This is a genomic window from Archangium sp. (assembly GCF_036389735.1).
GTDB lineage: Bacteria > Myxococcota > Myxococcia > Myxococcales > Myxococcaceae > Archangium.
Window position 1 is genome coordinate 1 of sequence record NZ_DASVWK010001067.1, and the last position, 10369, is coordinate 10369.

At 70.2% G+C, this 10369-nt stretch carries 11 protein-coding genes and 1 pseudogene; 4 read left to right on the forward strand and 8 right to left on the reverse strand.

Going from position 1 to position 10369, the window contains the following annotated elements; genetic code table 11:
• Both VF794_RS38190 and VF794_RS38195 read left to right on the forward strand, forming a co-directional pair.
• Positions 1-310, forward strand: a pseudogene (locus tag VF794_RS38190) (insulinase family protein); the annotation flags it as partial.
• Positions 310-1806, forward strand: coding sequence for a pitrilysin family protein (locus tag VF794_RS38195; RefSeq protein WP_331118370.1), 1497 nt, complete (start codon positions 310-312; stop codon positions 1804-1806). The pseudogene VF794_RS38190 and the gene VF794_RS38195, both read left to right, overlap by 1 nt.
• Before the next feature lie 53 nt (positions 1807-1859).
• On the opposite strand, the gene VF794_RS38200 is transcribed toward VF794_RS38195, so the two are convergent.
• The 6 genes from VF794_RS38200 to VF794_RS38225 all read right to left on the reverse strand — a co-directional run bounded on the left by VF794_RS38200 (position 1860) and on the right by VF794_RS38225 (position 5613).
• The gene (locus tag VF794_RS38200) at positions 1860-2429 is read right to left on the reverse strand and encodes an imm11 family protein (RefSeq protein WP_331118372.1); all 570 of its coding nucleotides are present in this window, start codon (positions 2427-2429) and stop codon (positions 1860-1862) included.
• 15 nt (positions 2430-2444) lie between these two features.
• Positions 2445-2774 carry an AHH domain-containing protein gene (locus VF794_RS38205; protein ID WP_331118374.1) on the reverse strand — a complete coding sequence of 110 codons (330 nt, stop codon included), beginning with the start codon at positions 2772-2774 and terminating at the stop codon, positions 2445-2447.
• The gene (locus VF794_RS38210) at positions 2660-3796 is read right to left on the reverse strand and encodes a hypothetical protein (RefSeq protein WP_331118376.1); all 1137 of its coding nucleotides are present in this window, start codon (positions 3794-3796) and stop codon (positions 2660-2662) included. Before VF794_RS38210 ends, VF794_RS38205 begins: the two co-directional genes overlap by 115 nt.
• An 86-nt stretch (positions 3797-3882) precedes the next feature.
• A complete protein-coding gene (locus VF794_RS38215) occupies positions 3883-4173 on the reverse strand; it encodes a hypothetical protein (RefSeq protein ID WP_331118378.1) in 291 nt (96 codons plus the stop codon).
• A 149-nt stretch (positions 4174-4322) separates the two neighbouring features.
• Entirely contained in the window at positions 4323-4973 is a 651-nt protein-coding gene (locus tag VF794_RS38220) for a DUF1080 domain-containing protein (protein WP_331118380.1), read from the reverse strand.
• A 4-nt stretch (positions 4974-4977) separates the two neighbouring features.
• Entirely contained in the window at positions 4978-5613 is a 636-nt protein-coding gene (locus tag VF794_RS38225; RefSeq protein WP_331118382.1) for a DUF3575 domain-containing protein, read from the reverse strand.
• Positions 5614-5721: 108 nt separating this feature from the next.
• Here VF794_RS38225 and VF794_RS38230 point away from each other — a divergent pair, with 108 nt between their 5' ends.
• The gene (locus VF794_RS38230; RefSeq protein WP_331118384.1) at positions 5722-6549 is read left to right on the forward strand and encodes a thioesterase family protein; all 828 of its coding nucleotides are present in this window, start codon (positions 5722-5724) and stop codon (positions 6547-6549) included.
• On the opposite strand, the gene VF794_RS38235 is transcribed toward VF794_RS38230, so the two are convergent.
• On the reverse strand, positions 6539-8326 hold the full coding sequence (locus VF794_RS38235; protein ID WP_331118386.1) for a peptidoglycan-binding protein: 1788 nt from the start codon (positions 8324-8326) through the stop codon (positions 6539-6541). The two genes, VF794_RS38230 and VF794_RS38235, sit on opposite strands and share 11 nt — an antisense overlap.
• Positions 8327-8540: 214 nt before the next feature.
• Here VF794_RS38235 and VF794_RS38240 point away from each other — a divergent pair, with 214 nt between their 5' ends.
• Entirely contained in the window at positions 8541-9008 is a 468-nt protein-coding gene (locus VF794_RS38240; protein ID WP_331118388.1) for a type I restriction-modification enzyme R subunit C-terminal domain-containing protein, read from the forward strand.
• 56 nt (positions 9009-9064) lie between these two features.
• Here the strand turns inward: VF794_RS38240 and VF794_RS38245 are convergent, their stop codons facing one another.
• Complete coding sequence (locus tag VF794_RS38245; RefSeq protein WP_331118390.1) at positions 9065-10366, reverse strand: MFS transporter; 1302 nt, start codon at positions 10364-10366, stop codon at positions 9065-9067.
• Positions 10367-10369 lie beyond the last annotated feature (3 nt).

Here is a 10369-nt window from a genome sequence, read left to right on the forward strand (position 1 = left end):
GGAGGAGGTGCGCCGCAACGGCATCAGCCAGCAGGAGCTGAACCGGGCGCGCACGCGCTTCGAGACGCAGATGCTCGCCGGGCTCCAGTCGGTGGGAGGCATTGGCGGCAAGGCGGACATGCTCCAGAACTACAACCACTACGTCAACGACCCGGGCTTCCTGGGCCAGGACCTGGCCCGCTACGACGCGGTGACGACGGACAAGGTGCGTGACTTCGCCCGCGAGCACCTCAAGCCAGACACCCGCGTGGTGCTGCACGCCGTGCCCGCGCAGAAGGGCCCCATTTCCGCCGCGAAGGAGACGCACTGATGCGACGCTTGTTCATCGCCCTGTCCGTGCTGGCGCTCGCCGCTGGCTGCAAGACGGCCCCCGAGCCCGTCCCCGAGGCCCCCCAGCCGCCGGAGACCCCGGCCCCGCCGGCGGAGGATCCCCACGCCTTCCGCCACCAGCCGCCCAAGCCGGGCGAGCCGCCCGAGCTGGTGCTGCCGAAGTTCGAGCAGGCGAAGCTGGACAACGGGCTCACCGTGCTGGTGAGCACGCGCAAGGAATTGCCGCTCGTGTACGTGGGGATGACGTTCGCGGCCGGAGGCTCGCAGGATCCCCAGGGCAAGGGGGGCCTGGCGGACATCACCTACAAGATGCTGCTGGAGGGCGCGGGCGGGAAGGACACGCTCGCGCTGGACCAGGCCTTCCAGGATCTGGGCGTGTCGCCCTCGGTGAGCACCAACCCGGACGGGGCGGTGCTGGGCACGCGGGTGCTCAAGCGCAACGCGGACGCGGCGCTGGCGCTGCTGGCCGACGTGGTGCGCAAGCCCAACTTCGCGCAGAAGGACTTCGAGCGGCGCAAGAAGCTCCAGCTGGCCGAGCTCGTGCGCGCCATGGGCAGCCCGGGCTTCCTCGCGCAGCAGGCGTACCTCAACGCGGTGTTCGGCCCGGAGCACCCCTATGGGCACCCGGTGAGCGGCCTGCCCGCCACGGTGGACACGCTCTCGCTGGCGGACGTGAAGTCCTATTACCAGAAGAACATCGGCCCCAGGTCCGCCGCCCTGGTGGTGACGGGAGACACCTCGCTGGACGAGGCCGTGGCGCTGGCGAAGAAGTACTTCGGCGACTGGAAGGGGAGCGCCGCGCTGCCTCCGGTGCCGTCCGCGCCCGCCGCGCTCGAGCGGCAGCAGGTGGTGTTCGTGCCCAAGCCGGGGCTGGACCAGACGGTGATCGTGGTGGGCCGGCCGGGCATCGCCCTGGGACACCCGGACGAGTACGCGCTGGAGCTGGCGACCACGGTATTCGGCGGCTTCTTCGGCAGCCGGCTGAACATGAACCTGCGCGAGGAGAAGGGCTACAGCTACGGGGCGGGGGCGAGCGTGGACGCGCGACTGGGCGTGGGCCCGCTGACGGCCTCGTCGGCGGTGCGCAAGGACGTGACGGGCCCGGCGCTCGACGAGTTCTTCCGGGAGATGAAGGGACTGCAGGAGCGCCCCATCACCCAGAAGGAGCTGGAGGCGGCGCGCGAGGGCCTCGTGCGCGCGATTCCAGGTGCCTTCGAGTCGGTGGAGGGGCTGGGGTCGAGCGCCGCGCAGCTCTTCTACAAGCGGCGGCCGCTGGACGAGTTCGCGCGCACGGTGGCGGGCCTGGAGAAGGCGACGCCGGCCGAGGTGCAGCGAGTGGCCGAGGCCTACCTGGGCCCGGCCGCGATGCAGGTGGTGCTGGTGGGAGACCCGGACGTCATCCAGCAGCAGGTGGGACCGCTGAAGCTGGGCAAGCTGGTGGCGCAGGATCCCGTGGCGCCGCCCGCGAAGCGCTAGCCCCGAGGAAGTGAAGACCCTCGCCCGCTCCCAGAGAGAGGGCGAGGGTTGCCCTAGACTTCCTCGAAGTACGTCCCGGTGGCACCCAGTCGTTCCAGGGCGTCCTTGATCTCCTCGCGGACGATCAAGACGACGGACCAGCCCCAGGTGCGGAACACCTTGGCGTCGCCCACCTTCGAGGGATCGATCCGCATCCCGTAGACGTCCCGGTACTTGCCGACCTTCTCGGGCCGTCCGTCCTCCGGGGTCCAGAGTTCCACTTCCTTACAGGCCGCATCGTCGATGCACCGGATGGCCCGGGTGGCCACGAGGACGCAGAACTGATCGGGCTGACCCTGGACTTCCACGGGGAAGAGCTGCACGTCCTCGGGAGCGAGCTCCGCGAACACGGAGGCCACCCTGACGTGGACGACGGGAGTGGCGAGACCCGCGAGCGTGAAGTCGAGCGGCTTGCCAGGACGGTCGGCGACGATCTTCAAGCGTCCCGGGTTGGGAATCGTCATTCCCTCCGTGAACAGCCATGGGTCATCCACTTCCCGTCCGCTTTGATCCGTGGGGTTGTCGAGATGCCAGCGCCCCGGCACATAAACGTCATCGGACAATCTGAAGTATCGCTTGGGCATCTGGGGTTCTTGACGTCACTGGCTCCGGGTCACCAGCTTGTTCAGCTCAGTGCCCTCCGTGGAGATTTGCCGTGCCAACCTGCGGAGCGCCTCCGTCAGTGCCTCCCGGCAATGTTGGATGTTGCGGCACGTTCTCGTTGCTTCAAACAAGCGGTCGAGAATTCGTTGATGGTATTGCCTTGGGTGAGGCCCCCTATGGCCCTGGACGCGGACGATGTTGGCTGGATCGTTCAACGACATGCCGGCCTTATCGAAAATCCTCTGGAACTGCGGCGACCAGGGGCCGCCATCGCTGGTGGAATCCCACCACTTGTCCGTGGCGATGTGGTGATCGTGTCCCGGCACGTCCACCGGACCGGCCGCCCCCCTCCTGCCCCGTGCGCCGTCATCGCGACCGCACCAGGAGCAAGCGACAGGGTAATGGCCTCTTCCGTGACGGCGACCGCCTGCACTTCTCCTACGGCCACCAGTTGGATACCGGCTTGAGACCCGGCCTGCATGGACGCCTGTGCCGAGCCGGGCAACATCGGCACCTTCGAAGCAAAACCCGCCGCCGTGTTCCCGATGGCCACCGTGGCGAGCAGGGCGAAGGCACGCGCCGCGTTCCGACCCATCACCTTGCCGTACCGCTCTCCAGCGATGCGTAGCTCGTCGAAGGTGGTGGCCCGGTCCGCCTCATCCACCAGCCGTTTGAAGCCCGTGATCAGGCCCCAGAACGTATCCACTCCCAGGTAGACGATGAGGGTCGCGGTCATCACCGCCGCGAGCCCCTTGGACAAGGGTTCAGGCACCGACATGAGGACGAAGTACGTTGTTCCCGTCCACAACGCCGCCGCCAGCATGGCGTGGGGGTCAGCCATGTCCTTGAAAGCTTCCAACAGCTCCTGCAATACCGCCCCTTGGGCCAGCCCCATGGCCAGCGCGTAACGGCCATCGCCCGTCACGGTGGGACACTCCACCAGCAGGCGCAGACAGTCGCCCTTCCTCCCGGTGCGCTCGCACCAGCGCAGATAGGCCCGCGTCAACTCCACGTCCGCCGGCGGCAGGTCCGACACCAGCGGAGAGCCCTCCAAGGGAGTCACCCCCAGGGTACGCGGGTTGAACAGGTATGAACCGGCCCGCGCGTCCACCGCGAAGAGTTGCCGGGCGGCCCGCTGTGGATGGGGGGAGGGCTGCACGCCCTGGGACAGCTCGGACACCGCTTCCTGGAACTCGTCTCTCTCCAGCTCGACTGGCTCGGCTTCATCCGTGCGTGGAGTGAGGACGATGGGCTCACTTCGACCTGTGTCCAGGCGCACGACGCGCGCCGTGGCACAACCCGTCGCGAGGAACAGCAGCAGCAACGGAACCACGCAAGGCCGTTTCATGAGCAGCTTGAGTCAACACTCAAGCTGCTGGCACGAGCAACCCGGGCTCCGACAGGGAGCCCGGGCCGGAGTGAATACCCGCGTGCTCAGTCCCGGTCCTTGTCCAGTTCCTCGCGACCGCGGGCCTGGCGGACCTCCTCGTCGGCCTCGTCGATGGGGCTGCGGATGTCGGGCACGTGGCCGCCCACCTCCCCATCACTGTCCAGGGCGAACTTCAGCTCGCGCGTGGGGTGGATGGAGTCGGCGGCATACAGCGGCCGCGTGTCATCGGCCTCGAGCCCACGCTCCACCCGGTCCTTGGCGAAGGGAGGCTTGCCAGCCTCGTCCTCCTTGGGATGCACCGGGTCGTACTTCCTGCGCTTCTCATTGCCGGCCATGGTGACGGCTCCTCGTGGAAGACGGACGCGCGGGGTTGCGCGCCCCTACATGTCTCAATGTGGGGCTCGCCCGGCACGCTCCAAGCTCCCCGGGGATGGACGAGCCCTGGCCCGCCCGCTCGGTGTCCGAGCCACCCGAGGAGCGGGCCTCAGAGCCGCTGGAGGCGCGGCGCGCGGAAGCGCACCCGCGAGCCCTGGTGGTGCGTCTGGAGGCCGATGCGCCCCGCCCGAGGCTTGTGCGCGGGCGCGGTGAAGGTGCACACCTCCACGCCGTTGAGGACCACGCGCAGCTCCAGCCCTCCGACGAGGAGGTCGAAGGTGTTCCACTCGCCCAGGGGCCTGGAGGCCAGCAGCAGCGCGGGGGCGAGCATGTACAGCGCCCCGGTGAGGTGCAGGGGACTGCCCAGCTTGCCGTGCTCGGGGTCCACGCCGCGGTCGTCGATTTGGACCTCGAAGCCGGCCTTCCAGTCGGGCTGCCTGCGGGCGAGCTCGGCGGTGGGGAAGCGGAAGAAGACGCCGGAGTTGTCCTCGACCGACTGCGCGAGCCAGTCCACCTGGAGGCGGAAGTCGGAGAACTCGGCGCGGGTGTACCAGAGGAGACCGGAGCCCCCCTCGGATTGGAGGACGCCGGGCTCCACGGGGACGAAGCGCCCCTCGCCCGCCATGGCCCAGGCGCCGGGGGTGTCGAAGGACAGGGTCTCGAAGGGCTCCATGAGTCCGCCCAGGGTGACGCGGGCACGGGCCGGGCGGCAAACGGGCGCGGGCGCTTCCTTCACCTGGACGACGGACCGCGTGCCCACTCCGTCAGAAGGACCAACCCACGGAGAGGTGCCCTCGCGGGCCCGCCACCCAGATGCCTTGAGGGTCTCCCCGCACCTGGTAGTGCTCGCCCTCGCGCGGCGACAGCAGGCCGAGCCCGCGCCGGTACGTCAGCCCCAGGCCGAGGGCGGCCTGTACGGTGAAGCCGTCGCCGAGGCGGAGGCTGTAGCCCGTGAGCACGGCCCCTCCCACTTCCCACTCGCGCCACGCGCGCACGGGAGCGGCCTCGTCACGCGAGCGCAGCCACACCTGCCCCAGCTCGAGCCGCGGGCCGAGCCACAGCCCATCCAGCGTCCTGCCCCTCAGGTAGAAGCGCAGGCCGGGCTCGGCCGCCACGAGGAGGTAGTCGTGCTCGCTGTCGGCCGAGAGGCTCGTCCAATCCGCCGCGTTGAAGGCCACCCGCAGCCCCAGGCTCACCGAGGACCGGTCATCCAGCTCCCGCTCGCCCTCCAGCGCGAGCCCCCCCTCCAGCAGCGGCACCGACAGGCCCACGAACGTCCGGTGCTGTCCCACGGTGGGCGCCGGGACACGGGGGGTGGGCTCGCCCTCGCCGGGGGTGCCTTCCCCGGCTCGTGCCGCCATCACCCACAGGGCCGTCGTCACCGCCGCCACACCACGCATGTCCACAGTCTATTGCAACCGCCCCGCGTCACGCCGCCGCGCACACGGGCGGTGCGAGCGGGCAGGCGCTCATGGCCCACCTGCCGGGCGTTGGTTATAGGTGCGCCCATGTCCATGAGCCCCACGGAGTCCCCCTTCGTCACCGCCACCACGTGGAGTCCGCTCGGCGAGGGCCGCTACCAGGGCGACATCCGCCCCGAGTGGTTCCAGGGACGCGGCGCCTATGGAGGGATGCTCGGGGGCGCGCTGCTGCGCTCGATGATGCGTGAGCTGAACGATCCGGTCCGGGCGCCTCGCTCCTTCACCGTGCACTTCTGCGCTCCGGTGGCCGCGGGTGAGGCCCTCCTCACGGTGCGCATCGAGCGTGCTGGACGTCAGGTGTCCCACCTGTCCGCGCGGCTGGAGCAGGGGGGACAGGTGGCGTGCTTCGCGAGCGCCACCTTCGCCACGTCGCGGGAGACGCCGCTCGTCTACACGGACGCGCACCCGCCGAAGGTGCCGCCTCCGGGGGACGTGCCTCCCACGCCGAGCGAGGTCCTGCCCACCTTCGGGGCCCACTACGAGTACCGCTGGTGCGTGGGGGCTGTGCCCTACTCGGGCGCGACCGAGGCGCGGGTGGGCGGGTGGATCCGCACGCGCGTCCCGACGCCACTCGACGCCCCCCTGGTGGTGGGGTTGCTGGATGCCTTCCCGCCGGCGTCCTTCACGCGGGTGGACGGCTTCTGCAACGGCGCCACCATGGACTACACGGCGCACTTCTACGCGCCACTGCCGCTGGAGGGGAGGCCGGACGCGCACTACCTGCGCACCGGCCACTCCCGCCACGCCGCCGGGGGCTACGCGGACGACCTGGCGGAGCTGTGGAGCGAGGACGGAAAGCTGCTCGCCCAGCTGCGCCAGATGGCGGCGGTGTTCCCGCCCGCCGCTAGCCGTTGAGCTGCGCGCGGTACTTCTCCATCCACTGGGCGATCTGATTCGCGTACTGCGCGCTGTTGTTGCCGTCCGAGGGCGGGGCGTACTTGTTGATGAGGCCCTGCCAGTCCTTGGTATCGATGAACTTGCGGTACCCCACGTCCATCAGGCGGAAGTAGGCCTCGATGCCCTTCTCCACGCTGGGGAACTTGGTGAAGCCGCCATTGGGCTGGCCGCCGAACTGCTTCTCCCACTCGGCGAAGCGCAGGTTGCCCGGGTTGTTGTTCTTCGGGGCGACACCGGTGGTGTTGAACTGCGCCTCCTTCCAGAACATGGCGAGCGCCACCTCGGGGGGCACGTTGTACTTCTTGGACATGGCGAGGATGTGCTCGCCCTGGCCGCGCAGCCCGCTGTTCTTCAGCATGTCATTGAGGCGGGCCGCCTTGGCCGCGTCCGTGCCGCCGGTGGTCGGCGCCGAGGGGCCGGTGACGGGGCCCGGGGTGCTGGGGGCGCGGCTGCCGAGCGCCTCGGAGAGCGCCTGGCGCGACTGCGGCCCGTAGACACCGTCCACCTCGAGGCCCCGCGACGCCTGGAAGGCCTTGAGGGCCGACTCCGTCTTCGGACCGAAGGTGCCGGGGCCCGTGGCCACCTGCTCGGCCGTCATGTGGCCCAGCTTCACCAGGGCGTCCTGGAGCTGCTTCACCTCGGGGCCCTCGGCGCCGCGGCGCAGGGTGGACTGGGGCACGGCGGGGGCGTTGAGCTTGTTGAGCTCGGCCGTCATCGCGGCGCGCGTCTTGGGGCCGTAGTTGCCCGAGTTGGGGCTGATGCCGTGGTCACCCTGGAACTTCGCGACGGCGGCCTCCGTCTTCGGGCCGAAGGTGCCGGGGCCGGTGGCCACCTGCTCCTTCGTCAGGTAGCCCAGCTTCACCAGGGCGTCCTGGAGCTGCTTCACCGCGGGGCCTTCGGAGCCGCGCTTGAGGTCCACCTGGGGCACGCCGGAGGAGCCACCGGGGGCGGGCGTCGTCGGGGTGGGCGCGGGCGTCGTCGGCGTCGGGGGGGGGGGCTGGGAGGGCGAGCCGGTGGTCTTGCCCGAGTCGTTCACCCAGTACTCCACCGGGCGGGAGCCGAACGAGTCCTTCACGTGGCCGTTGTTGAAGTTCTTCGAGCCGGCCTGGGCGATGGCGGGGCCCTGGCCCGTCACCTCACCGGGGCGCACCATGGCCACGTGGCCGATGCCACCCGGGTTCTTCCACACGGCGACGGCGGGGTGGCCCTGGTTGGCCAGCTGCTGGGCCTCGGCGGCGCTCACCTGGCGATAGCCGTGCCTGGCGCCGTTCTGGTGCAGCCAGTCCACGGTGGCGTTGGCGTTGAGCTCGCGGCCCTTGCCCACGCCCGTGGGGTTGCCGGCCCCGTCCACCCAGTGGGGAATCTCCGCGCCCATGGCGCGCGTGGCGTCCCACACGAAGATGTTGCAGTAGGTGTTGCCGCCGCGCGGGGTGTAGCGCGGGTTGTTGCCCACCGCGAACTGGTTGAGCACCTCATTATAGGTGTGGGCGTTGCGGTTGGAGGGGTTGCCGCGCACGGGCGCGTCCACCGGAATCCACGCCTGGGTGTTGGTGGTGCCCGCCGCCGGCTTGGAGCCGTCGAAGCGCAGCGCCTGCGCCACGAAGGCGTCCTGGTTGCGCGTCTGGGCCAGGGTGTTGCGCTGGGCGGCCTGCGGCGCGGGGCTCCGGGGGCTCTCGGCCCGGGGCTCGGGGCGCACGGTGGCCGGCGTGGTGGAGGCGCGATTGACGGTGGTCATGGGAAAAACCTCATGAAGAATATGTTTTGAGGGATTCTCGCATGGGGCGGTGGGAAGTTGCGGACCCGGGTCCACTTTCAACGCGCGGTGGAGGCGAGCCGCACGCTCAGCCACCCCGCGCGGGGTGACTTCCGCTCCACTGCGGGCTCGGGTAGCTTGCGCCGCCCTGCGTTCCGCAGTCGTGCAGTACGCAGCAACCCGAAGGAACCCCACCATGGCCAGGATTTCCCAGGACCAGGCTCAGGAGCGCCACGCGTTCCTGCTCGACCTCTTTCGCAACCAGCCGGACCTCAGCCGCAACGAGGCGATCGAGGCGTACAAGAACAAGTTCGGCGCCTCGCTGAACCCGAAGACGTTCAACGAGCTGCGCGAGCAGGCGCAGCAGGAGCTGGAGGGCGAGAAGGCCGAGGAGAGTTCGACCGAGTCCGAGACGTCGGCGGATGACGCGGCGGCGCGGCTGAAGACGGCGGCCTCGTCCGAGCAGACGGCGAGCGCGCAGCAGGCGGCGAAGAAGCCGAAGGCGAAGGGCGCGGGCGCGAAGAACGTGTTCGTGGACGCGACGCCGGAGCAGCTGCAGTTCCTGGAGCGCGTGGTGCAGCAGCTTCAGGACTCGGGCGCCAACAACCTGAAGATCGACTACGCGACGGACCGCTGGATGGTCCTCACGGTCGACTCGAAGTAGTCGCCCCCCTCCGCCCCCGTGTTCCCCCGGAGGGAGCGAGCACGGGGGTGGAAGACTCAGAAGTCGCCGTGTCCCTCGAGCCCCACGGAGGGACGCGCCTCACCGGGGGAGAGGTGGCCGGTGGGGGCCTCGGTGGCGTCGAAGGCCCGAGGCAGCAGCAGCCGCATCGTGAGCACGAGCGCGAGGAACAGCAGCGCGCAGCTGGCGGTGACGAAGCGCACGCCCACGCGGTCCGCCAGCGCCCCCTGGAGCCACACCCCACCCGCGTACCCCACGCCGAGCATCATGCCGTAGAGGCTGCTGATGCGGGCCTGGAGCTCGCGGGGAGCGCGCAGCTGGCAGATGGTGTTGAAGCCGGCGAGCGTGGACATGTAGAGGGCGCCCAGACCGACGATGGCGAGCGCGGCGGCGTGCAGGGTGGGCGCCATCCAATAGAGCGCGGCCATGGGGCCGATGAGCAGCACGCACCACTCCAGCAGCCGCTTGCGACCGAGCCGCTCCACCAGGGGGCCAAGCATCATCGCGGCCGTCACCGCGCCCACGCCCTGGGCGGTGACGAGCAGAGAGGTGGCGGCGGCGCCCTGGTGGAAGACGCGGATGGCGAACACGGGCACCAGGCCGATGAAGGGCGCCACGAGCGCGGCCACGATGAGCGTGCCCATCATGATGAGGAAGATGCCCGCGTCCTCCCGGGCCAGGCGCGCGCCGCGGACGATGCCGGGCCACAGTTCCTCGCGAGACAGCACACTGGCCTTGCTCGAGGCGCGCACGCGCGAGAGGGCGACGAGCACGGCGAGGAAGGACAGGGTGTTGACGAAGAGCGCCCAGGCGATGCCGCCGGTGGCGAGCACCCCCGCGGCGAGGGCCGGGCCGATGATGCGCCCGAGGTTGAACTGGGCCGAGTTGAGACTGACGGCGCTGTGCAGGTCCTCGGAGGGGACGATCTCCGAGACGAGGGCGGAGAAGGCGGGGTTGGTGAGGGTGCCGGCGCAGCCGTTGAGGAAGGAGATGACGGCGACGGCGGGCACGGAGAGGCGGCCGGTGAAGGCGAGCACCGTGAGGATGGCGGCGAGCAGCACCTGCATGAGGGTGCCCACGGCGAGGTAGACACGGCGATCGAAGCGATCGGCGAGCGCGCCGCCCACGGGCGAGAGCACCACGGCGGGCAGGAAGGTGAGGGCGGCGATGGCGCCCGTGGCCTCGGCGCGGCCGGTGACGGTGGTGACGTAGACGCCCAGGGCGAGCGTCTCCATCCAGGTGCCGATGTTGGACACGAGGGCGCCAGACCAGACATGGACGAAGTCTCGATGCCCGAAAGCACGGAGCGAGGAGAAGCGAGTCAGTCGGAGGGCGGGCACGGC

What these genes read in the sequence shown, in the direction of transcription:
- VF794_RS38210 (WP_331118376.1), bottom strand. Translation starts at nt 3,796, where the DNA reads ATGAAACGGCCTTGCGTGGTTCCGTTGCTGCTGCTGTTCCTCGCGACG.
- VF794_RS38225 (WP_331118382.1), bottom strand. Translation starts at nt 5,613, where the DNA reads ATGCGTGGTGTGGCGGCGGTGACGACGGCCCTGTGGGTGATGGCGGCA.
- VF794_RS38215 (WP_331118378.1), bottom strand. Translation starts at nt 4,173, where the DNA reads ATGGCCGGCAATGAGAAGCGCAGGAAGTACGACCCGGTGCATCCCAAG.
- VF794_RS38200 (WP_331118372.1), bottom strand. Translation starts at nt 2,429, where the DNA reads ATGCCCAAGCGATACTTCAGATTGTCCGATGACGTTTATGTGCCGGGG.
- VF794_RS38240 (WP_331118388.1), top strand. Translation starts at nt 8,541, where the DNA reads ATGGCCAGGATTTCCCAGGACCAGGCTCAGGAGCGCCACGCGTTCCTG.
- VF794_RS38195 (WP_331118370.1), top strand. Translation starts at nt 310, where the DNA reads ATGCGACGCTTGTTCATCGCCCTGTCCGTGCTGGCGCTCGCCGCTGGC.
- VF794_RS38230 (WP_331118384.1), top strand. Translation starts at nt 5,722, where the DNA reads ATGTCCATGAGCCCCACGGAGTCCCCCTTCGTCACCGCCACCACGTGG.
- VF794_RS38235 (WP_331118386.1), bottom strand. Translation starts at nt 8,326, where the DNA reads ATGACCACCGTCAATCGCGCCTCCACCACGCCGGCCACCGTGCGCCCC.